Annotated in this window: 19 protein-coding genes and 1 tRNA gene; 17 read left to right on the top strand and 3 right to left on the bottom strand. The window is 36.8% G+C overall.

The window, feature by feature from the left end; translation table 11 throughout:
• Window positions 1–189: 189 nt before the first annotated feature.
• The gene (locus tag J3U13_RS00200; protein ID WP_267339380.1) at window positions 190–1,857 is read left to right on the top strand and encodes a bifunctional metallophosphatase/5'-nucleotidase; all 1,668 of its coding nucleotides are present in this window, start codon (window positions 190–192) and stop codon (window positions 1,855–1,857) included.
• A 29-nt stretch (window positions 1,858–1,886) separates the two neighbouring features.
• Entirely contained in the window at window positions 1,887–2,201 is a 315-nt protein-coding gene (gene yqfB / locus J3U13_RS00195) for a N(4)-acetylcytidine aminohydrolase (protein ID WP_324101454.1), read from the top strand.
• A 49-nt stretch (window positions 2,202–2,250) separates the two neighbouring features.
• Here yqfB and J3U13_RS00190 read toward each other — a convergent pair whose 3' ends face one another.
• Together J3U13_RS00190 and J3U13_RS00185 are read right to left on the bottom strand one after the other, a co-directional pair.
• A complete protein-coding gene (locus tag J3U13_RS00190) occupies window positions 2,251–2,715 on the bottom strand; it encodes an NfeD family protein (protein ID WP_267339379.1) in 465 nt (154 codons plus the stop codon).
• Window positions 2,716–2,834: 119 nt separating this feature from the next.
• On the bottom strand, window positions 2,835–3,743 hold the full coding sequence (locus J3U13_RS00185; protein WP_267333377.1) for an SPFH domain-containing protein: 909 nt from the start codon (window positions 3,741–3,743) through the stop codon (window positions 2,835–2,837).
• A gap of 320 nt (window positions 3,744–4,063) precedes the next feature.
• On the opposite strand from J3U13_RS00185, the gene J3U13_RS00180 reads away from it, so the two are divergent.
• From J3U13_RS00180 to truB, 13 genes are all read left to right on the top strand, one after another.
• On the top strand, window positions 4,064–4,243 hold the full coding sequence (locus tag J3U13_RS00180) for a hypothetical protein (protein ID WP_267339378.1): 180 nt from the start codon (window positions 4,064–4,066) through the stop codon (window positions 4,241–4,243).
• Between the two features lie 221 nt (window positions 4,244–4,464).
• Window positions 4,465–6,258, top strand: coding sequence for a tetratricopeptide repeat protein (locus tag J3U13_RS00175; protein ID WP_267339377.1), 1,794 nt, complete (start codon window positions 4,465–4,467; stop codon window positions 6,256–6,258).
• A 343-nt stretch (window positions 6,259–6,601) separates the two neighbouring features.
• Complete coding sequence (locus J3U13_RS00170) at window positions 6,602–8,164, top strand: anthranilate synthase component 1 (RefSeq protein WP_267339376.1); 1,563 nt, start codon at window positions 6,602–6,604, stop codon at window positions 8,162–8,164.
• Entirely contained in the window at window positions 8,164–9,795 is a 1,632-nt protein-coding gene (trpD, locus tag J3U13_RS00165; RefSeq protein ID WP_267339375.1) for a bifunctional anthranilate synthase glutamate amidotransferase component TrpG/anthranilate phosphoribosyltransferase TrpD, read from the top strand. Before J3U13_RS00170 ends, trpD begins: the two co-directional genes overlap by 1 nt.
• A gap of 14 nt (window positions 9,796–9,809) precedes the next feature.
• Window positions 9,810–11,192 (top strand): bifunctional indole-3-glycerol-phosphate synthase TrpC/phosphoribosylanthranilate isomerase TrpF, encoded by a 1,383-nt coding sequence (gene trpCF / locus J3U13_RS00160; RefSeq protein WP_324169954.1) that lies wholly within the window; start codon window positions 9,810–9,812, stop codon window positions 11,190–11,192.
• A 21-nt stretch (window positions 11,193–11,213) separates the two neighbouring features.
• Window positions 11,214–12,407: a tryptophan synthase subunit beta gene (gene trpB / locus J3U13_RS00155; RefSeq protein WP_065633364.1), complete on the top strand. Its 1,194-nt coding sequence runs from the start codon at window positions 11,214–11,216 to the stop codon at window positions 12,405–12,407.
• Window positions 12,404–13,210, top strand: coding sequence for a tryptophan synthase subunit alpha (trpA, locus tag J3U13_RS00150; RefSeq protein ID WP_267339374.1), 807 nt, complete (start codon window positions 12,404–12,406; stop codon window positions 13,208–13,210). The genes trpB and trpA overlap by 4 nt, the downstream gene beginning before the upstream one ends.
• 208 nt (window positions 13,211–13,418) lie before the next feature.
• A tRNA-Met gene (locus J3U13_RS00145) sits at window positions 13,419–13,495 on the top strand.
• 192 nt (window positions 13,496–13,687) lie between these two features.
• A complete protein-coding gene (gene rimP, locus J3U13_RS00140) occupies window positions 13,688–14,149 on the top strand; it encodes a ribosome maturation factor RimP (RefSeq protein WP_267339373.1) in 462 nt (153 codons plus the stop codon).
• A gap of 16 nt (window positions 14,150–14,165) precedes the next feature.
• Entirely contained in the window at window positions 14,166–15,641 is a 1,476-nt protein-coding gene (gene nusA, locus J3U13_RS00135) for a transcription termination factor NusA (protein WP_267339372.1), read from the top strand.
• Between the two features lie 17 nt (window positions 15,642–15,658).
• On the top strand, window positions 15,659–18,352 hold the full coding sequence (gene infB / locus J3U13_RS00130) for a translation initiation factor IF-2 (RefSeq protein ID WP_267339371.1): 2,694 nt from the start codon (window positions 15,659–15,661) through the stop codon (window positions 18,350–18,352).
• A 65-nt stretch (window positions 18,353–18,417) separates the two neighbouring features.
• Window positions 18,418–18,795 carry a 30S ribosome-binding factor RbfA gene (gene rbfA / locus J3U13_RS00125; RefSeq protein ID WP_267339370.1) on the top strand — a complete coding sequence of 126 codons (378 nt, stop codon included), beginning with the start codon at window positions 18,418–18,420 and terminating at the stop codon, window positions 18,793–18,795.
• Window positions 18,796–18,862: 67 nt separating this feature from the next.
• Complete coding sequence (gene truB / locus J3U13_RS00120) at window positions 18,863–19,765, top strand: tRNA pseudouridine(55) synthase TruB (protein ID WP_267339369.1); 903 nt, start codon at window positions 18,863–18,865, stop codon at window positions 19,763–19,765.
• 68 nt (window positions 19,766–19,833) lie between these two features.
• Here truB and J3U13_RS00115 read toward each other — a convergent pair whose 3' ends face one another.
• A complete protein-coding gene (locus J3U13_RS00115) occupies window positions 19,834–20,880 on the bottom strand; it encodes a LacI family DNA-binding transcriptional regulator (protein ID WP_267339368.1) in 1,047 nt (348 codons plus the stop codon).
• Between the two features lie 294 nt (window positions 20,881–21,174).
• Between J3U13_RS00115 and J3U13_RS00110 the strand changes: the two genes are divergently transcribed.
• Both J3U13_RS00110 and truA read left to right on the top strand, forming a co-directional pair.
• Window positions 21,175–22,209: an aspartate-semialdehyde dehydrogenase gene (locus J3U13_RS00110; protein ID WP_267339367.1), complete on the top strand. Its 1,035-nt coding sequence runs from the start codon at window positions 21,175–21,177 to the stop codon at window positions 22,207–22,209.
• Window positions 22,196–22,987, top strand: a complete 792-nt coding sequence (truA, locus tag J3U13_RS00105; RefSeq protein WP_267339366.1) for a tRNA pseudouridine(38-40) synthase TruA — start codon at window positions 22,196–22,198, stop codon at window positions 22,985–22,987. The genes J3U13_RS00110 and truA overlap by 14 nt, the downstream gene beginning before the upstream one ends.
• The last annotated feature ends 43 nt before the right edge of the window (window positions 22,988–23,030 follow it).

The following is a 23,030-nucleotide window of genomic DNA, read 5'->3' as shown; positions in this document are numbered from 1 at the left end:
CTCATCTTTCAATAAAGATTGATGGGCATTTTTTTTATCACAATTACAGTCAAATACCTATAGACGCCTATTTACTAAATAAGTTACTGTGAGTTGAGGATGAAAATTATAAATATGAAAAATATCATATCTTGACTCTACTTTATTTATTAAAATTTAAAATGTGCAGAATATTGATAGGAGATAAAAATGCGCATTAACAAAAAGCTACTCTCATTGTGTAGCATTTTAATATTTAGCAGTGCATTTCACGTATTGGCAAAACAGATTAATGTATCGATTCTCGCAACAACAGATGTCCATGGTCGCATGTTACCTTGGGATTACGGTACCGACAAGGCGGATTTTTCTGGCTCTTATGCTCAAATTTCTTCCTTTGTGAATCAATATCGTAGCAATCATGCCAATGTTATTTTGGTTGATGCGGGTGATATCATTCAAGATAACCAAATTGAACGTTTTCACGATGTGAAAAATCATCCAGCTATTGAGGCTCTTAATACTATGAAATATGACATTATGGTATTAGGTAACCATGAATTTAATTTTGGCATGCCAGTTGTTGATAAAATCGTTGCTGAATTTAAAGGTAAAACATTAGCAGCGAACATCTTTTATAAAGACTCAGGTAAAGCCTATTTACCCGCTACATCCATTATTGAAAAAGATGGCGTAAAAATTGGTTTTATTGGGGCAACGACACCATTTGTACCTGAATATGAAGATAAAACAGGTTATGTAAAACAAATGGAATTCACTATGCCAATTCCAGAAATACAAAAACAAGTTGAAACGTTAAAACAACAACATGTTGATGCTATTGTTTTAGTTACCCATATGGGGGTGGATAATGAAAACAATAAACCAGGAACCGGCGTTGCTGATGTGGCTAACCAAGTGCCCGATATCGATGTGATTATAGCTGGGCATAATCATCAAAATATAAGTGAAAAAGTGATCAATAATGTTTTGATTACTGAACCGCATCGTTATGGTACCGTGGTTTCGGTGGTTGATTTAACCTTTGATCTTGAAAAGAACAAAGCCTCTTTAGTGAATAAAAAAGCCGAAACACAGCCAGTTAAATCGTATGCTGCCGATCCGGCAATTGAAAAAATCTATGCGCCTTATCATCAACAATTAAGAGAAATAGCCAATCAGGTTATTGGTGAAACCGATCGTGATTTGGTTCCCCAGCAAATGATTCATGGTATTCCTGCGATTTACCTCGAAGAAACAGGGATAACCCATTTACTCAACGCTGTTCAATTATATTATAGCGGTGCGGATGTGACATCTGTGTTGGTTGATAATAAAAAAGCAATCCTGAATAAAGGTCCAATCACGCGTAAAGATATCGCCAATAACTATCAATATACCGCTGGTGAAACCAGTATATTCGAAGTTACCGGTCAAGACCTTAAAGACTATATGGAATGGTCTGCTGCTTATTTTGCTCAAGTACAACCCGGCGATAAAAATTATCAATATGATCCTATTCGTGGCGCGTCAAAATATATGACTTACGATATGTTTGGTGGGGTCAAATATACTATTGATTTAACTCAACCGGTTGGTGAGCGAATTAAAAATTTAACATTGCTTAATGGTCAGGCTATCACTGCGGATATGAAGCTAAAATTAGGTATGAACGCTTATCGTTATGAGATGTTAGTCAAAAAAGGTGGGCCATTAGAAGGAAGACGTGTTGAACCAACTTGGGACTCACGAACCGCTTTTGGTGATGAACAAGGTACTATCCGTAATATGACGATAAAATATATTACAGACGTCAAAAAAGGTAAAATTACTGATGAATCTAACCATAATTGGCAAGTGATCGGTATCAAACCTTAACCGCTCGTTTAATAAAAAGGATGATCGTTGTGAAAAATGATATAACGTTTTACCAACGTTTTAAATCGGATATTTTGGCAGGTTTAAAAACGATTACTATTCGTGATAAAAGTGAATCACATTTTAAGGTGGGTGATACGTTGCGAGTGGGCGTTTTTGAAACGGATGCATATTTTTGTAGTATAAAAATTACTAATGTGACGCCTGTAACACTCAATCAATTGACTGAAGAACAGGCTAAGCAGGAAAATATGAGCCTAACTGAACTGAAAAAAGTCATTAGTGATATTTACCCTAACGAACAACAGTTTGTTATTATTGCTTTTCAACTATTATCAATCTAAAAAAACGCGCCTTAGGCGCGTTTTTTTACTGGTAAAAAGCAAAATGTGACTAGTTTTTTATTGGTTGTACCGTTAAAACTAGACCATTAACCGCGATAACTTCAACAGCATGACCAACCGGTAAATTAATATTACATTGTGCTGGCCAAGTGCCGTCTTTGATTTTGACTCGGCCTGAGCCATTGATAATGGCGTCGGTAACAAGGGTTTTAATACCAATTAAATCTTGTTGTGGCTGATTAATTTCGTTGCTATTCGGTTTGCTTTGCCCAGACTTTTTAAGCCATAGCCACCATAAATATGCTGAAACCAAGGTAAATATAGCAAATAAAATCCATAAAACAGGCCAAGACAGAGGTAAAATCCAAGCAATAAGACTAACAACAATTGCAGCGATGCCGCTCCAAAGTGAGTAGCCACCAGTACCAAGCAATTCTGCAATTAATAATGTTCCCCCTAAAATAAAAAATACCCAATGAGGGGAATTATAAATAACGGTTAAAATATCAGTCATCGTTTAATTTACCTAATTACATAATTGAAATTGCAAAAGTATTTATTTAATTCCAAAATAACTTGTTTTAAAGTACCTTGGAAAATATATACAACCAGTTCGGAAACTACCTTGTGACATCATTTAGAGTTTTTAATGAGCTCCGCAATGCCACCAATACTGCCCATTAAACTTGATGCATCTAAAGGCATCATAATGACTTTACTGTTATCTGCCGATCCGATTTGTTGTAGCGCTTCAGTATATTTTTGTGCAACAAAGTAATTAACCGCATTAATATTACCTGCTGCAATTGCATCAGACACCATTTGTGTGGCTTTTGCTTCGGCTTCGGCCGCACGTTCACGGGCTTCGGCTTGTAAAAATGCAGCTTGTCGCTCACCTTCGGCCTTTAATATTTCGGACTGTTTTTCACCTTCTGAACGTAGTATTGCTGCCTGACGAACACCTTCAGCTTCCAGAATTTCCGCACGTTTATTACGTTCTGCTTTCATTTGTGCATTCATCGCGGCAATAAGTTCTGCCGGCGGGCGAACATCTCGAATTTCAATACGGGTGATTTTAATGCCCCAAGGGTTTGTTGCATCATCAACAATGCTAAGTAATTTTGAGTTGATGTGATCACGTTGCGATAGCATTTCATCAAGTTCCATGCTGCCGAGTACCGTACGAATATTGGTCATCATTAAATTAATCACAGCACGTTCAAGTTGATTGACTTGATAAGCGGCTCTAGCTGCGTCTTGCACTTGAATAAAGCAAACGGCATCAATTTGTACGTTGGCATTATCTTTTGATATAACTTCTTGTGATGGAATATCAAGCACTTGTTCCATCATATTAATTTTACGACCAATCCCATCCATAAAAGGAATAATGATATTCAATCCCGGTTCAAGTGTGTGGGTGTATTTACCAAAACGCTCAATGGTGTATTGATAACCTTGCGGAACAATGGTAATGCATTTTAAAACGGTGATTAGTGCGAGTAACACGATGATACCGATAAAAATATAAAATATAGGCATAGATTAATTTCTCTTAGTAATATGAATTTCGACGGTATAAGCATTCTAATGGCTATGAGATTTTTTGACCAGTTATTAATAAATAATCTTTATGTTATTTATTATTGATTTTATGAAGCTAATTTATTTTTAGTCATAATTTTGCTCTATTTCTTATTAAATTTTTGGTGATTTTTTAACTTAACGCTAAACTGTGTCTATTAATTTAAACGACGCGCTAATATTAACCAACAAGAATCATTCCAGCCGAGCACATACTGGCTGTCGTTTAATTGTTTACTACGATTAAATATGACAAGAAAAACAGAATAGGAATAATAATGGAAGAGCAAACAGTTGAACAAAATATTAAACAGCAAACGATCGAGCAGAAAATTGCAGATTTGAAAAATATCACCAAAAACGATGGCGATCAAGCATATTCAGAGGCTCAATTTGAGTTAGCCAAAATTTATTTTTTGGATAAAAAAATAGTGAAGCCGCAATCAAACATTTATTAAAGGTTGAAAAGCTAGGTAATTCGAAATTATATGCCGAAGCTCAGTTCAAATTAGCCCTGATATATCAAGATGAAAATAACATAGCGCAGGCAGAACACCATTATTTACAGGTACAAAGGGAGGATAATACCGATGCTTTTGCTAGGGCTCAATATTGTTTAGCACTTATTTACCAAGTTGAAAAACAGGATATCGAGCAGGCAGAATACCATTATTTACAGGTGAAAAGGCAGGATAATGCTGATGCTTATGCTTATGCTTATGCTCAATGGAATTTAGCACTTATTTACCAAGTTGAAAAACAGGATATCGAGCAGGCAGAACGCCATTATTTACGGGTGAAAAGGCAGGATAATTCCGATGCTTATGCTAAGGCACAATTTAATCTAGCGGGTATTTACCACTTTGAAAAACAGGATTTCGAGCAGGCAAAACGCCATTATTTACGGGTGAAAAGGCAGGATAATGTTGAAGCTTATGCTAAGGCACAATGTAATTTAGCAAGTATTTACTACTTTGAAAAACAGGATATCGAGCAGGCAGAATACCATTATTTACAGGTGCAAAAGCAGGATAATGCCGAAGCTTATGTTTGGGCACAATGTAATTTAGGTCTTATCTATCAAACTGAAAAACAGCTTTATAACAAAGCCAGTCAGTGTTTCTTACAATGTTGTGATAGCATTAATCCTTTTTTCTCCAATATAGCGAATCTTTATTTAGGGGATAATATCTATTTTAAAAAAACAGAAGGGAGTTTAAAAAAAGCAGAAGAATATTATCTAAAAGTGTCTTATTCCAATGATTTATTTGTATATTATATTATTGCTCAAATCATGTTATCAGTCATTGATAATAATGAAGCGTCTTCACTATTTGCCGATGCCAATAAACGCGAGCAATCCGTTACTCACTACATTTGTGATATCAGAAAATTAGCAGAAAATATTCAGAAGCAGTTACTGGTTACATTTAGATTAAATGAAAACTTAAAAAGTGAAGAGAAACAATATGAACGGCAGGTTGCACATTATACCAGACCGGGCGTGTTATTTAATCTTTTAAAAAATGAGCATAGCGATTTTCGTTTAAATGTGGTTGATTTTATGAACGATCCCACTGAAAATCAGATCCTGACTAATTGGCTCGATATTAAAACCGATAGGGATAGTGAAATAAAAAGCTTTTTAGCCAGTTTTTCATTTAATCATAATTCGTTAAATCAATTTCGTTTATATGGCAATGAAAACAATATTGTCGGCTCGAGTGTCAGTGTCGTATTTAATCAAAATTTTTTTGGCGACGATGTTCGGCAAAGCATCAATCCTGATGGTATTAATCATTTAAATAAATTCACATCAGTTAAAATGGCAAAACAAGATTTTATTGATAATAAAACTGATGCTAATGAGAAGAACGAACCGTTAACACAAACTTCCTTTCATGATCTACCTTTGTTCCGTTGTTTGTATTTTGATCCAAATAATGAATATATTAGTCTTGCCAAACGTAATAAATTTTCTTTTTATTTGGAGCACCGAGAAAGTTCTGCATCTAAGATTGAAAAAAAATGGAATGACTACCTAAAACAATTAGATGAAGAGCATAAAATTAAAACAATTAGAAAGATATTAAATCAAATAAAACAAAAAATAAAAAAATTAAAGGCGAACGAAAAGATAAAAAATCTTTCTATTCTCGATCAATTAATAACTTTAGCTGTCATGCCTATCTCGTGCTTAATTAAACATGCTGCATTTGAAGATGAAGATGAATGTCGAATGATTTATATCACAAATATTGCCGATGAAAAAATTCAAGCGCCGACAGATTATGTTCAAGCCAGCAGTTTATTTATTAATTACAAAACGGTGGAAGATTATATTGAGAAGATTTATTTAGGTCCGCAATGTGAAGCACATCATAAATTATGGATTACTAACCACTTTCGTATTTCGTCAAAACCAAGATCTAAGTTGGTTAAAGTGATTCAATCCGAAATGCCATTGCGCTAATTTTTACAAAGGATGCTTTATAACAAATAGCATCCTTTGGTTAAACTTGCTATTGATATACTAAAGTAAATTTTATTTCTGCACACAAAATATTCACTTGACATTGCATCAATGAACTAGTTTAATAGTACAACATTCATTTTACATTAATAATAATCATGAAATCACAATACTGTTATTTGATTGCTTGCAAATTCGCTAATTTTGGTTGGTGGCGTATCACTTTGGGTGGGTGATTTGATAAAGCATTGTCTTTGTATGAAAAACCCGCTTAGCGCGGGTTTTTAGTTTTTCATAATTAAATGCATAGTTTAAATAAAAATTTAAAAATAGAGAGTCAACAATGAATAAGCCAACATCAACGCAGATAACCAAAACCATTGGTTATTATCAAGATCCGACTCAGGTATTTTATCAATTATGTCATGACAGGCCAGCTACATTGCTGCTTGAATCAGCCGAAATCGATAACAAGCAAGGCATAAAAAGTGTGATGATTGTGGATAGTGCGTTACGCATTTCGGCAATCGATCAGCAGGTGATATTTGAAGCTTTAACTTCAAATGGGCAAACGTTGTTACCTTTACTTGCCGATGCATTTTCAGCAAGTACTGTGAAAGTTGAAGTTGAAACGTCAAAGTTGACATTAGTGTTTCCTCAAGTTGATGCCATGCAAGATGAGGATTCTCGATTAAAATCGCTATCCGTTTTTGATGCGTTAAGAACGCTACTTAGTCTTGTGAATTATTCGAAACAAGCAAGCCATGATGCGATTTTTGTTGGTGGGCTATTTAGTTATGATTTGGTGGCTGGTTTTGAAAATTTACCTAAACTCCCTACTGATATGCGCTGCCAAGATTTTTGTTTTTATTTAGCCGAAACGTTATTAGAAATTAATCATCAAAATCACGTTTCAATATTAAAAGCGACCGCTTTCACGGCTGATCCAAAAGAAGTGGAACGTTTAGCTAAACGTATTGATGAGCTGCAAACTTTGTTAAACCAACCGATAAAGCCAATTCCTACTCAATCCCTTGCCAATATTACGGTTGATTGTAATAAAAGTGATGATGACTTTAATACCATAGTTAAAAAGATGCAAGATGCGATTCAACAAGGCGAAATATTTCAAGCAGTGCCATCTCGTCGTTTTACACTGCCTTGTCCTGAGCCTTTGTCTGCCTATCAACTTCTTAAAACTAATAATCCAAGCCCTTATATGTTTTATATGCAAGATAAGGATTTTGTGTTATTTGGTGCTTCACCAGAAAGCGCACTTAAATATAGTAAAGCCACCAATCAAGTCGAAATCTACCCTATTGCCGGAACGCGTCCTCGAGGCTTAACTGCTAATGGCGACATTGATTATGATTTAGATAGTCGTTTAGAGTTAGATATGCGTACCGACAAGAAAGAACTGGCAGAACATTTAATGTTAGTGGATTTAGCTCGTAATGATTTAGCACGTATTTGTCAACCAGGTACACGATATACTAAAGATTTACTCAAAGTTGATCGCTATTCGTTTGTGATGCATTTGGTGTCTAAAGTCATTGGTCAATTACGTGAAGATTTAGATGCACTTCATGCTTATCAAGCGACCATGAATATGGGGACATTAACCGGTGCGCCCAAAATTCGTGCAATGCAATTGATTGCCGAATCAGAAAAAGTTAAACGGGGTAGCTATGGTGGGGCAGTAGGGTATTTTACTGCCAATGGTGATCTTGATACGTGTATTGTGATTCGTAGTGCTTATGTTGAAAACGGCATAGCGACTGTTCAAGCTGGTGGCGGCGTGGTTTTAGATTCTGAACCACAATTTGAATCCGACGAATCACGTAATAAAGCGCGCGCTGTGGTTAGAGCAATTATGGCAGCACATAATGTAGAAGGTATATTCTAATGGCTAATATTTTATTTATTGATAATATTGATTCTTTTACTTATAACCTCGTCGATCAACTACGTAATAGCCAACATCATGTGACGATTTATCGTAATACGATCCCGGCTGATGTGATAGTTGAAAAACTCTCACAAATGCAAAATCCTATTTTGATGTTATCGCCAGGACCCGGCGCACCAAGTGAAGCAGGTTGTATGCCAGAATTACTTAAACGCCTAAAAGGGAAATTACCGATTATAGGTATCTGCCTTGGTCATCAGGCGATTGTTGAGTCTTATGGTGGAAGCATTGTACCAGCGGGTGATATTTTACATGGCAAAGCTTCACTTATTGAACACGATGAACAAGCCATGTTTAAAGGCTTACCTAATCCATTACCGGTCGCGCGGTATCATTCATTAAAAGGCGAAAATATTCCTAAAACCCTAACCATTAATGCCTTGTGTAACAATATTGTGATGGCGGTGCGTAATGATGAGGATCGGGTGTGTGGTTTTCAGTTTCATCCCGAATCAATTTTAACTATTCAAGGCGTAAAACTGCTTGAGCAAACCATTGAGTGGGCGCTTAATCCATCACAACAAACAGCGCAACCAAAACAAGAAGCCATTATTGATAAGCAAGAGTATAATATTCAACCTATTCTCAATAAGTTATATTTAGGACAGGTATTAAGCCAACAAGAAAGTAAAATACTGTTCAACTTAATTATTCAAGGTAAAATCGAACCGACGGTATTGGCAACAGCAATAATTAGTATGAAAGTTCGCGGTGAAAAGCCAGATGAAATCGCAGGAGCCGCGCAAGCACTGCTTGAAAATGCCGATAGTTTTGCTATTCCAGATTATGCGTTTACCGACATTGTCGGAACAGGTGGTGATGGTACCAACAGTATTAATATTTCAACCGCCAGTGCCTTTGTGGCTGCTGCGTTAGGTTACAAGGTGGCTAAACATGGTAACCGTGGGGTGTCGAGTAAATCAGGTTCATCAGACGTGTTGTCTGCTTTAGGCATTAAATTAAATATGCCGGCCGAAGATTCGCGTAAGGCGTTAGATGAGCTTGGTGTATGTTTTTTATTTGCTCAGCAATATCATTCAGGTTTTCGTCATGCCGCGCCGGTTCGTCAGCAATTGAAGACTCGAACGATTTTTAATGTACTAGGGCCGCTCATTAATCCGTCTCGTCCTAAACGAATTTTATTAGGGGTATATCACCCAGATTTAATCAAACCGATTGCTGAAACGTTAACTATGTTAGGTTATACCCATGCCTATGTGGTACATGGTTCAGGAATGGATGAAGTTGCGATTCATGGTGAAACGCAAGTGGCTGAAGTGCATAATGGCAAAATTCGTTACTTTACATTAACACCGCAAGATTTCGGCTTACAGCAATATACATTAAAAGATATTGAAGGTGGCACGCCAGAGATGAATCGTGATATGTTAATTGCGATTTTACAAGGACATGGCAAACCGGCTCATGAAGCAGCGATCGCCGCTAACGTTGCGATGTTAATGAGTTTGTTTGGTCAGTCCGATTTAAAACAAAATGCTAAACAAGCGATTGAAATGATGCGTAGTGGTAAAGCTTATCAACTATTACAGCAATTAGCGGCAAGATAACAGTGGAGAAAAATATGGCAATTGCAGCATTAACGGAAAATGTTGAAATGGCAACCGTATTGAAAAAAATCATCGAAGATAAACAAAGTTGGTTAGTCTCACAGCAAGCATCAAAACCGCTTGAAACATTTAAAATGGATGTGAAGCCTAGTGATCGTGATTTTTATCAATCATTAAATCAAACTAAAACAGCATTTATTTTAGAATGTAAAAAAGCCTCACCGTCAAAAGGGTTAATTCGGGATGATTTTGATCCTGCAACTATTGCCAAAGTGTATAAAGATTATGCTTCGGCTATTTCGGTGTTGACCGACGAAAAATACTTTCAAGGACGTTTTGAGTTTTTGCCTATCGTACGTAATGAGGTAACTCAGCCTGTTCTTTGCAAAGACTTTATTATTGATGAATATCAAATTTACTTAGCGCGTTATTATCAGGCCGATGCCATTTTATTAATGCTATCAGTCGTCAATGACGATGAGTATCGTCACTTAAGCCGTATCGCTCATCAACTCAATATGGGCATATTAACCGAAGCAAGCACGCAAGCCGAAGTGGAACGAGCAATTGCACTTGGTGCTAAAGTGATAGGCATTAATAATCGTAATTTGCGTGATTTGAGTGTCGATTTAAATCGCGTTAAAAATCTATCGAAAACGATTCCTGATGATCGCATTATTATCAGCGAATCGGGGATTTACACACATAATCAAGTTAAAGAATTAAGTCAGTTTGCTAATGGTTTTTTAATTGGTAGCGCGCTGATGTCAGAACCTAATTTAACCTTAGCGATTCGTAAAGTCATGCTGGGTGAAAATAAAGTTTGTGGTTTAACTCGCGCTGAAGATGCGATAGCAGCTTACCAAGCCGGTGCGGTATATGGTGGATTAATATTTGCACCAAAATCACCTCGTTATCTATCGCCAATAAATGCCCGTAGAGTCATTTCAGCTGCGCCGCTAAATTGGGTAGGTGTGTTTAAAAATGAAACGATAGATCAAGTTTGTCAAATAGCTGAACAACTTTCACTTTATGCTGTTCAATTGCATGGTGATGAAGATAACCAATATATCCAATTATTACGTGAAAAATTACCTAAAAATTGTCAGATTTGGAAAGCATTAAGTATCAGCAATACCATCCCCGAACACAATAATCCGTTATTCAGTCGTTATATATTTGATCATGGCGCCGGGGGAACGGGTAAAAGCTTTGATTGGTCACTACTAGCAGGGCAAGATTTAACTAATGTGATTTTAGCCGGCGGCATTAATCCGCAAAATATAAAAAATGCTTTAGCTACAAATGTGATTGGGGTGGATTTAAATTCTGGTATCGAAATTTCGCCGGGTATTAAAGATAAACACAAAATTCAAGCTGTATTTGAACAAATTTAATTAATGTTAAAAGGAATAGTTATGTCAAAATTAAATCCTTATTTTGGTGAGTTTGGTGGGCAGTATGTCCCTCAAATATTGATGCCTGTGCTTGAGCAACTTGAGGATGCTTTTTTATCAGCGATTCATGATCCAAGTTTTCAAAAAGAGTTTAATGATTTATTAGTCAATTATGCCGGTCGACCAACTGCGCTTACTTTATGTAAAAACTTAACAGCAGGCACTAAAACTAAACTCTATTTAAAACGTGAAGATCTTGTACATGGCGGTGCGCACAAGACCAATCAAGTATTAGGGCAAGCGTTACTTGCCAAACGTATGGGCAAAACCGAAATTATTGCCGAAACCGGTGCAGGGCAGCATGGCGTTGCATCAGCACTGGCCTGTGCGTTACTTGGCTTAAAATGCCGTATTTATATGGGCGCAAAAGATGTTAAACGGCAAGCGCCTAATGTGTTTAGAATGCGTTTAATGGGGGCGACTGTGATTCCGGTTGAAACAGGTTCAGCTACTTTAAAAGATGCCTGTAACGAAGCGTTGCGTGACTGGTCAGGAAGTTATGAAAAAGCTCACTATATGCTAGGTACCGCAGCAGGTCCGCATCCTTTCCCGACTATTGTACGTGAATTTCAGCAGATGATTAGCCGCGAAGCCAAACAGCAAATATTAGAAAAAGAAGGACGTTTGCCTGATGCCGTGATTGCTTGTGTTGGCGGTGGATCTAATGCAATTGGTATGTTTGCGAATTTTATTGAAGAAAAATCAGTACGCTTAATTGGTGTTGAACCGGGTGGACACGGCATTGAAAGCGGTGAACATGGTGCATCATTAAAACATGGTAAATTGGGTATCTACTTTGGTATGAAATCGCCAATGATGCAAACTGATGAAGGGCAAATTGAAGAGTCGTATTCGATATCAGCGGGCCTTGATTTTCCATCGGTTGGACCTCAACATGCTTATTTAGATAGTATCGGCCGTGCGCAATATGTTTCGATTACCGATGATGAAGCGTTAGATGCCTTTAAAGCGTTGTCGCGTCATGAGGGTATTATTCCTGCGTTAGAATCATCGCATGCTTTAGCTTATGCACTAAAGATGATCAAAGAAAATCCTAATAAAGAACAGCTGTTGATTGTCAATCTATCGGGCCGCGGAGATAAAGATATCTTTACTGTTTATGATATTTTAAAAGCAAAAGGAGAAATTGAATGAACCGTTATCAAAAATTATTTGATAAATTAAATCAAGAAAAGCGGGGCGCATTTGTTCCTTTTGTTCCTGTTGGGGATCCTAATCCAGAACTCTCTTTACAAATAATACAAACTTTAATTGATGCTGGTGCGGATGCATTAGAGCTGGGTATTCCGTTTTCTGACCCTATGGCCGATGGACCAACCATTCAAAATGCGAATATTCGCGCTTTTAAAGGTGGTATTAGTGTTGAAAAATGTTTTGAAATATTAACTCAAATTAGAAACTATCATACTGATATTCCTATTGGCTTACTCATCTATGCTAATTTAGTTTTTAAAAATGGTATTGATAACTTCTATGCGAAATGTGCAAAAGCAGGCGTAGATTCAGTATTAATTGCTGATTTACCGGTTGAGTATGCACAAGAATTTACCAAACATGCAGAAAAATATAAGATTGCGCCAATCTTTATTTGCCCACCAAATGCTGATGACGAAGTTATTAAAAAAATAGCTGAATTGGGTAAAGGTTACACCTATCTTGTGTCACGTGCTGGTGTAACCGGTATTGAAAATCGCGCCAATAAACCTTTAACGCATTTAATCCAAAAATTGACTCAGTACGGCGCGCCGCCAGCGATTCAAGGATTTGGTATCTCAGAACCGTTGCAAGTGAGTGAAGCCATTAAATCTGGTGCTGCTGGGGCTATTGCTGGTTCCGCTACGGTAAAAATTATTGAACATAATCTGAATAACACAGACAAAATGCTAAGCGAATTAGCTCACTTTGTTAAAATCATGAAACAGGCGACAATCAAGTAATCATTATTTAATGAACGCACATTGGTATAATAAACTTTAAAATAGGTTTTTTATACCAATATGAGTTAACCAATTATGCTTAATTTATCTAAATGCATAAGCCAAGTTGTAGTAGGTTATTTTTATAAACTTTAAGCAGAATTGATAAAACTAGCGTGATTTTAAGTTGCATTTTATCCAAAAAGAAGTATAATTCTCAGTCATCTATCGCGGGGTGGAGCAGCTTGGTAGCTCGTCGGGCTCATAACCCGAAGGTCGTTGGTTCAAATCCAGCCCCCGCAACCACTTAAATTTTCATCCATAAATCAATCAACCCTTTTATTGCATGAAAGTTCAACTCAAGTGGCTTCATTATAATGAGTTTTTTAAATGTAGCCTCGCATGTCGAGGTTTTTTTTCGTGTTGTGATTTTAAGCGTAAGTTTAAAAAGAATGTTGGGCTATATGCCCTTTTTTATTTTCTGCAGTGGAGGTTTGTTTGGCTAATATAGAACAGCAATTAACTGATATCATTCAAGAACCAGTAAGTGCACTTGGCTTTGAGTTAGTTGGCGTTGAATACATTCGTGGCCGTTACCCAGTGTTACGAGTTTATATAGATAGTGAAAACGGTATAACTGTTGATGATTGTGCTGATGTAAGCCGACAAATTAGCGCAGTACTTGATGTTGAAGACCCTATCAAAGACGCCTACAATCTTGAAGTTTCATCTCCTGGTATGGATAGACCTCTGTTTACGCTTGAACATTATCAACGTTTTATTGGTGAAGAAGTCACTGTTAGTTTACGTATTCCTGTTGCAAATCGTCGCAAGTGGAAAGGTCGGATAAAATCCATTGATAATGAGATGATTACATTAACGGTGGAAGATAATGATGAAGTGTTTGCTTTTACTAATATACAGAAAGCAAACATAGTACCTAATTTTAACCTTAAATAGAGTACGGGTGTAAAGGATGAATAAAGAAATTTTAGCTGTTGTTGAAGCAGTATCAAATGAAAAAGCACTAACGCGTGACAAAATTTTTGAAGCGTTAGAAACAGCATTAGCAACAGCCACGAAAAAGAAACAGAATGTGGATATTGACGTTATTGTAAAAATCGACCATAAAACAGGTGATTATGACACATTTCGTCGTTGGCATGTTGTGAGTGATGTTACTCAACCAACGAAAGAAATAACATTAGAAGCAGCACAATACGAAGATCCATCAGTACAATTGGGTGATTATGTTCAAGAGCAGATCGAATCAGTAGCATTTGACCGTATTACTACCCAAACAGCTAAACAAGTTATCGTACAAAAAGTACGTGAAGCTGAGCGAGCCATGGTCATTGACATGTTTAGAAATCGCATTGGTGAAATAGTAACCGGTATTGTTAAGAAAACCAACCGTGATAGTGTTATTCTTGATTTAGGGAATAATGCTGATGCAATGATGTTACGTCATGATATGTTACCACGTGAAAATTTTCGCATTGGTGACCGTGTTCGTGGTATTTTATACCTCGTTGAACAAGATAATAAACCAGCACAACTTTGTATTAGTCGCTCTAACCCTGAGATGATGGAAGAATTATTCCGTATCGAAGTGCCAGAAATTGGTGAAGAGATGATTGATATTAAAGGAGTTGCTCGTGATCCAGGATCGCGCGCAAAAATTGCAGTGAGCAGTAATGACCGTCGTATTGATCCAGTGGGTGCTTGTGTCGGTATGCGTGGTGCACGAGTTCAAGCGGTATCAAATGAATTTGGTGGTGAGCGAATCGATATTGTTTTGTGGGATGATAATCCAGCACAATACGTAATTAACGCTATGGCGCCTGCAGATGTGGTGTCAATCGTTGTTGATGAAGATAAGCATACTATGGATGTCGCCGTGAATGCCGATACGTTGCCACAGGCAATTGGTCGAAATGGGCAAAACATTCGTTTAGCATCCCAACTTACGGGTTGGACATTAAATGTTATGAGTACCGAAGATTTACAAGAAAAACATCATGCAGAATCTTTTGCTTCAATTAGTAATTTCATGAAGCATTTAGATATTGAAGAAGATCTTGCACAACTGTTAGTTGAAGAAGGCTTTACTTCACTGGAAGAGCTTGCTTATGTACCAGTTGATGAATTACTTGAAATTGAAGAACTCAATGAAGAACTCGTTGAAGCATTAAGAAGCCGAGCAAAGGATGCATTAACCACAATGGCATTAGCTACTAGTGGTGATAAAAGACCTGCTCAGGATTTATTAGATTTGGCGGGTATGACACAAGAATTGGCCTATCAATTAGCACAACATGACGTAACTACTTTGGAAGATTTAGCTGAACAAGGTACCGACGATCTAGCCGATATTGAGGGTTTAACAAGCAAACAAGCTGGCGATTTTATTATGGCTGCACGTAATATTTGTTGGTTTGCAAATGAATAATTGAGGGAAAGTAATACATGACCAAAGTATCAATCGAAACACTGGCTCAAGAGATAAACACTCCAGTGCAAACACTTTTGCAACAGTTTGCCGATGCGGGCATTAAAAAAACAGCATCAGATACTGTTACACAAAAGGAAAAAGAAGCTTTGCTTGCTCATTTAAATCCTCAGCAAGGTCCGACTAAATTAACGTTGCAACGTAAAACCCATTCAACTTTGAATGTGTCAAGTGCTGGTGGTAAAAGCAAAGAAATTAAAGTAGAAGTCCGTAAAAAACGTACTTTTGTCAAGCGTGATCCTGCTGAAGTCGTAGCACAGCAAGAGAAAGCTCGTCTTGAAGCTGAAAAAATTAAACAAGAAACTGAAATGAAAGCACGTAACGAAGCGGAAGAAAAAGAAAAATTAGCAGCCGCAGAAGAAGCCAGAAAACGTGAAGAAGAAGCGAAAAAGCAAGCTGAAATTCAGGCCCAAGCTCAGGCTGAAGAAGAAAAAACTAAGCAAGTAGCTAAAATTGAACAAGCACACCCAGTGGATCCTAAAGTGAAAAAAGCACAGGAAGAGAAAGCACGTTTAGAAGCCGAAGCTAACGAAATTAAACGAAAAGCAGAAGAAGAAAATCGTCGTAAACTTGAAGAAGATGCTAAACGTATGGCAGAAGAAGCACGTAAATTAGCCGAACAATATAGTGATACTGAAGTGAGTGATAATCCGGATGATGAAGATTATCACGTGACGACTTCAAAATATGCGAGAGCGGCTGAAGATGATACTGATCGTGAAGTCGAAAGCGCTCGTGGGCGTGGTCGCAACGCTAAACAAACTAAACAGAAAAAAGGCAGTAAACTTTCTGAAGGCAAAGCTGAACGTGAAGAAGCGCGTGCAGTTACTCGAAGTGGTCATAAAAAGAAAGGTAAAAGTGCATTGCAACAAAGCTTTAATAAACCAGTGCAAGCGGTTAATCGTGATGTTGTGATTGGTGAAACGATTACGGTTGCTGAATTAGCCAATAAAATGGCTGTTAAAGGTTCAGAAGTCATTAAAACCATGATGAAGATGGGCGCAATGGCAACCATTAACCAAGTTATCGATCAAGAAACCGCTCAGCTTGTTGCTGAAGAAATGGGACATAAAGTTGTGCTTCGTCGTGAAAATGAGCTTGAAGAATCGCTTATGAGCGATCGTGATACTGGAGCAGAAAAGGTTGCACGAGCTCCAGTTGTGACCATTATGGGGCACGTTGACCACGGCAAAACATCGTTACTTGATTATATTCGTAAAGCGAAGGTCGCATCAGGCGAAGCAGGTGGTATAACTCAGCATATCGGTGCTTACCATGTTAAAACCGCAAATGGTGAAATCACTTTCTTAGATACTCCAGGTCATGCGGCATTTACTTCAATGCGTGCCCGTGGTGCGAAAGCGACCGATATTGTGGTGCTTGTCGTTGCAGCTGATGATGGTGTGATGCCACAAACTATTGAGGCTATTCAGCATGCTAAAGCTGCGAATGTGCCAATTGTTGTTGCTGTAAATAAAATTGATAAACCAGAAGCCGATCCTGAGCGCGTAAAAGGTGAACTGGCCCAATATGGCGTTATGTCAGAAGATTGGGGGGGGGATACTCAGTTTGTTCATGTTTCGGCTAAAGCAGGTACAGGCATCGACCAACTACTTGAAGCAATCTTATTACAAGCTGAAGTTCTTGAATTAACTGCCTACGAGACTGGAATGGCAAGTGGTGTAGTTATTGAATCATTCCTCGATAAAGGTCGTGGTTCTGTTGCTACTGTACTGGTTCAATCAGGTACGTTACATAAAGGTGATATAGTACTTTGTGGATTTGAGTATGGTCGAATTCGTGCAATGCGTAACGAATTAGGTAAAGAAGTGACCGAAGCTGGTCCATCTATTCCAGTTGAGATTCTCGGTCTATCTGGTGTGCCATCAGCAGGTGATGAAGCAACCGTTGTTCGTGATGAAAAGAAAGCGCGTGAAGTTGCGCTTTATCGACAAGGTAAATTCCGTGATGTGAAATTAGCTCGTCAACAAAAAGCGAAACTTGAAAACATGTTTACCAACATGACTGAGGGTGATGTATCTGAACTTAATATTGTTTTAAAAGCCGATGTTCAAGGTTCAGTTGAAGCAATTTCTGATTCATTACTTAAACTATCAACAGATGAAGTTAAAGTTAAAATTATTGGTTCAGGTGTAGGTGGTATTACTGAAACTGATGCATCACTTGCAGCAGCATCTAATGCAATTATTTTAGGCTTTAATGTACGCGCTGATGCATCTGCACGTAAAGTTATTGAAACAGAAAACTTAGATCTACGCTACTATTCAGTAATATATGATCTCATTGATGAAGTGAAACAAGCAATGAGTGGTATGCTTGCACCTGAGTACAAACAAGAGATCATTGGTCTTGCCGAAGTACGTGACGTCTTTAAATCACCAAAATTTGGTGCGATTGCTGGCTGTATGGTAACTGAAGGTGTGGTTAAGCGTCATAACCCAATTCGTGTATTACGTGATAACGTGGTTATCTATGAAGGCGAACTTGAATCATTACGTCGCTTTAAAGATGATGTTAACGAAGTTCGTAATGGTATGGAATGTGGTATTGGTGTACGTAACTATAATGATGTTCGTGTTGGCGATGCTATTGAAGTCTTTGAAACTATTGAAATCAAACGTACGATTTAGTCATTTCGCTGTCTTTCATAAGCAAGGTTTAGACCTTGCTTATTTATATTTAAAGGAAAATAGATATGGCAAAAGCATTTAATCGTTCATCTCGAGTCGGACATGAATTACAAAAAGAAATTGCAATCATCTTACAACGGGAAATCAAAGATCCTCGTTTAGGTATGGTGACGGTTTCTGGGGTAGATATTTCACGCGATCTTTCCTATGCTAAAGTTTTTGTGACTTTTTTAAATGATGAAGATCCGCGAGTTATTGAACAGGGTTTAAAAGTGCTTAATGATGCTAAAGGCTACATTCGTACTTTAATCGGTAAAGCCATGAGCTTACGTATTATTCCTGAGATTAAATTCTTTTATGATGAGTCTCTGGTTAAAGGTATGCATATGTCTAATTTAGTAACTAATGTTATTAAGCAAGACAACGAGCGTCATAAAGATTAATTTTAAAAATAACTTCTAATTTTTTGTAAAGAAGTTTCAGGTTAACTATACGTTTCAGTATAAAAAGATGATAAACATAAAAAAAACTTGCCGTGATCTTCACGGCGTTTTATTGCTAGACAAACCACAAGGTCTGACGTCAAACGATGCACTGCAAAAAGTAAAACGACTGTTTAAAGCAAAAAAAGCAGGACATACCGGAGCGCTTGATCCATTAGCAACGGGAATGTTACCAATTTGCTTTGGTGAAGCAACCAAATTTTCTCAATACTTGTTAGATTCTGACAAGTGTTATCGTGTTATTGCTAAACTTGGTGAACGAACGGACACTTCTGATGCAGATGGTCAGATTGTGTGTACCAGACCTGTTGAGGTATCCGAATTACAAATTAATCAAGCTTTGACGCATTTTCGTGGTGATATTTTACAAGTACCAACCATGTTTTCAGCATTAAAACATCAAGGTAAGCCACTTTATGAATATGCTCGTCAAGGTATTGTGATTGAACGCCAAGCTAGGCCTATCACTGTATATAAAAATCAATTTATTCAATTTGATGATAAAAAAAATGAATTGACGTTAGAGATACATTGTTCAAAAGGAACTTATATTCGCACCATTGTTGATGATTTGGGTGAACGTCTTGGTTGTGGTGCACATGTTATTTATTTAAGACGTTTACAAGTATCCAATTATCCTATTGAAAATATGGTCACATTAGAAACATTAGAAGATATGATCGATAAAGAACAATTCTTAATGGCTGTTGATAGCCCATTACAAGATTGTCCAAAAGTGATACTGACGCATGCTCAAGGTAATGATATTTTACTGGGGCGAACAATTGAACTTGATAATTGTATACCAGTCGAAACATTGGTAAGAATCTATCAAGATGAACAATTCATTGGAGCAGGTATACAGCTGTTTAATAAATTATCGCCAAAACGCTTAATATCAACTTCGTAATGTTTAATAATGCTTTATCGAATTAATAGACTATATTGAATTATATTAACACGGTATGGTTTGAATTTTTAATAAAAAAATGCCTCAGTATCAATAATATGGTAATGTTTAGTTGATGCCAATTTATTTAATATATAGTGGCAAAGCAATGTTGCTGCTTCTTGCCCCATTTTATACAGGGGTTTATTAATTCGACTTAGTTTATCTAATTCATTATATTGTCTATCTGTTGAGTGGCTAAGGTACGTTATTGTAAGCGGTTTAGGCAATTGGATTTCACTTTCCTTAGCCTGATGTAATGCACCTAAAATGACATTATAATGTGTTGAAAAAAACTCTGATTTTTGACATTGTTCATCTAAATAATTTAGATTGATATGATCACAACAGATAACAGCAGTAGGAGGACTATTACTATTAATTAATTGTTTAACTGCTGCTTTGCCATGCTCATAAGTAAAACAATCTTCAATAAGATAGTCTTTGTTAACGATTAAATTTGCTCTTAACAAAGCTTGTTTATAACCTTGTAAGAAAAGCGTCGAACTGGCTTTATTTTTGTCATTATATAGAACCGCAATTTTAGTATGAGAATTACTTAATAAATATTGGGTTATTTGATGTCCAATTACTAAATGATCAAAATGAACACATATAAAGTTGAGGGAAAAGTGATTAATTAAAACAATAGGCGGTAAAACTTTTTTAAACTTTTCCAGCTCCTGCAAATAAGGTGCGTCATTAATGACTAAAATACCCGCAAAAGAATGTTGACTAATATATTTAATTAGATAATGAATATCTTGTCTCGTATGATAGGGAAAACGAAAGTAAAAAGTTACAAAACCCGCTTTAGTCAATGTTTGCTCTAAACCAAAGTTAATGTGTGTTCTTGTAATAAATTGATTGTCGAGTACCAATATTTTATTACTGTCATGATGATCATTACGTGATTTAAAATTTTTATGAATATCAATATTGAGCTCTTCAATAGCTTGATAAACTTTCGATTGTGTTATGGGAGAAGTTAAATGCGGTTTTTTTAAAACTCTCGACACGGAAGCAATGGATAAATTGGCTTGTTTAGCAATGGTGGATAATGTTTTTTTTGCCATAATAGATGATTTTGAATGTGTTTTATAATTGTCTAATTTAGCGATGATTATTCAATTAGTAACTGGAAAAGATCTTTTTTGTCGATCAATATTCCAAAAAATTTATTAGAGATAATAAAAAAATAATTAAAAACGAATGTTAAGTTTTTCTAAAAATCAAGTCTTATCAATTCCTTTTATATGAACGAGGCTAACGAGAACAAATGCCAATATCATGGCAAAATATCTTTTACCGCTATATTTACGATATAGTGATATAATTACCACTAAACTTTTTTATTTGGGTTATTAAATATGTCTGCATGGAATATTGCTATTGTCGGTGCGACAGGACAAGTCGGTTCTGCGCTAATTGAATTGTTACAACAACATTGTGTTCAAACAGACGAGGCACAAAAACATAATTTACAAATTGAAAATCTTTATTTAGTTGGAAGTGATAACAGCGCGGGTGAAATTGTTCGCTTTGCGGGTAAAAACTTAACTGTTATTGATGGTGCACAAATGGATTGGAGTCAGTGTCATTTTGCCTTTTTTGTTGCTGGGGCTGAGACCAGTGAAAAATATGCACAAGTAGTGACTGATTCTGGTTGTGTTGTTATTGATGCCAGTGGTTATTTTGCGACTCAAGATCATATTCCTTTAATTGTGCCAAAAGTGAATAACAATGTGTTAACTGAGTATCGTAATGATAATATTGTTGCTGTAGCAAGCGCAACAGTATGCCAGTTATTGCGTTGTGTGGCATCGTTAACCGATACTGACTTACTCACTAACTTACATGCAACCAGTTTTATCCCAGCATCACTCTATGGTAAGCCTGGTGTTGATGAATTAGCAGGGCAAAGTGCACGTTTGCTTAATGGCATGCCAGTTGATAATGCGTTATTTGATAAACAATTGGCTTTTAATTTATTACCAATATCACATGAACGTGATGATATGGCATTAGGTGAAAAATCACAAATTAACCAAATTCGCAAAGTCCTTAATAATTATGATTTACCTGTATCGATCGAATCTGTTGTGGTACCAGTATTTTATGGGCTTGCCCAAGCAATTAATGTATCGAGCAGTTTACCTATTGAATTGGATATGGCGCGATTTGGTGAATATGGTGTTGAAGTACATGAAGATAACTTACCAACACCAGTAACAGAAGTTAGCCCTGAATCCGAATCTCAGTTAACAATTAAATTGGCTAATTTACGACACAGTTATGGGCATTATGAACAAATTCAATTTTGGTCAGTAGCTGACAATGTCCGTTATTTAGGGGCATTAATGTTGATTGAGACCCTTGAGATCTTAATTAATGACTACCTCTAAAATTGCATTAGGAATTGAGTATGATGGCAGTGGCTATTTTGGGTGGCAGCGTCAGCAATCGGTTGATTCTATCCAAGCAAAATTAGAATCAGCCTTGTCGATTGTCGCCAATGAACCCATCAATTTGTTTTGCGCAGGTCGGACTGATGCTGGTGTGCATGCGACAGGACAAGTAGTGCATTTTGAAACCCAAGCTAGACGATCCCAAACAGCTTGGACAATGGGGGTCAATGCACATTTACCGGTAAATATCGCTGTTCGCTGGTCTCAAGTTGTCGATGATAGTTTTCATGCTCGGTTTAGCGCAACAGCTCGGCGTTATCGTTATATCATTTATAATAACCGTTATCGCCCAGCAATTTTAGCTAAAGGTGTATCGCACTATTATTTACCTTTAAATGAGACATTGATGAATCAAGCTGCACAATATCTATTAGGTGAAAATGATTTTTCATCATTTAGAGCGGCACAATGTCAATCACGAACACCTTGGAGAAATGTTCATCATATTGAAGTAATAAGGAAGGGTGAGTATATCCTCGTTGATATCAAAGCGAATGCATTTGTTCACCATATGGTTCGCAATATAGTAGGTAGTTTACTTGAAGTTGGGGTAGGCAATAAACCACCAAAATGGATTGATGAACTTCTACGCGTAAAAGACAGGACTCAAGCAGCAGCAACAGCAAAACCTGAAGGTTTATATTTAGTACAAGTGGATTATCCTAGTGAGTATCAAATACCTAATCTCGCATTAGGACCATTATTTTTAGCGTAAGCCAATAAGCTTAATGATGAATTAGATTAAAAAGATGAACGTA

The organism is Gilliamella sp. B2887 (assembly GCF_026537015.1).
Taxonomy (GTDB): Bacteria; Pseudomonadota; Gammaproteobacteria; order Enterobacterales; family Orbaceae; genus Gilliamella.
This window is presented reverse-complemented; position numbering and strand designations above follow the sequence as displayed.

Excerpts from the sequence above, each read along its gene's own strand:
- J3U13_RS00115 (WP_267339368.1), bottom strand. The coding sequence starts at position 20,880 with ATGGCAAAAAAAACATTATCCACCATTGCTAAACAAGCCAATTTATCC.
- J3U13_RS00170 (WP_267339376.1), top strand. The coding sequence starts at position 6,602 with ATGAATAAGCCAACATCAACGCAGATAACCAAAACCATTGGTTATTAT.
- J3U13_RS00200 (WP_267339380.1), top strand. The coding sequence starts at position 190 with ATGCGCATTAACAAAAAGCTACTCTCATTGTGTAGCATTTTAATATTT.
- trpD (WP_267339375.1), top strand. The coding sequence starts at position 8,164 with ATGGCTAATATTTTATTTATTGATAATATTGATTCTTTTACTTATAAC.
- trpA (WP_267339374.1), top strand. The coding sequence starts at position 12,404 with ATGAACCGTTATCAAAAATTATTTGATAAATTAAATCAAGAAAAGCGG.
- truA (WP_267339366.1), top strand. The coding sequence starts at position 22,196 with ATGACTACCTCTAAAATTGCATTAGGAATTGAGTATGATGGCAGTGGC.
- infB (WP_267339371.1), top strand. The coding sequence starts at position 15,659 with ATGACCAAAGTATCAATCGAAACACTGGCTCAAGAGATAAACACTCCA.
- J3U13_RS00110 (WP_267339367.1), top strand. The coding sequence starts at position 21,175 with ATGTCTGCATGGAATATTGCTATTGTCGGTGCGACAGGACAAGTCGGT.
- truB (WP_267339369.1), top strand. The coding sequence starts at position 18,863 with ATGATAAACATAAAAAAAACTTGCCGTGATCTTCACGGCGTTTTATTG.
- nusA (WP_267339372.1), top strand. The coding sequence starts at position 14,166 with ATGAATAAAGAAATTTTAGCTGTTGTTGAAGCAGTATCAAATGAAAAA.
- J3U13_RS00185 (WP_267333377.1), bottom strand. The coding sequence starts at position 3,743 with ATGCCTATATTTTATATTTTTATCGGTATCATCGTGTTACTCGCACTA.
- trpB (WP_065633364.1), top strand. The coding sequence starts at position 11,214 with ATGTCAAAATTAAATCCTTATTTTGGTGAGTTTGGTGGGCAGTATGTC.
- trpCF (WP_324169954.1), top strand. The coding sequence starts at position 9,810 with ATGGCAATTGCAGCATTAACGGAAAATGTTGAAATGGCAACCGTATTG.
- J3U13_RS00190 (WP_267339379.1), bottom strand. The coding sequence starts at position 2,715 with ATGACTGATATTTTAACCGTTATTTATAATTCCCCTCATTGGGTATTT.
- J3U13_RS00180 (WP_267339378.1), top strand. The coding sequence starts at position 4,064 with ATGGAAGAGCAAACAGTTGAACAAAATATTAAACAGCAAACGATCGAG.
- rbfA (WP_267339370.1), top strand. The coding sequence starts at position 18,418 with ATGGCAAAAGCATTTAATCGTTCATCTCGAGTCGGACATGAATTACAA.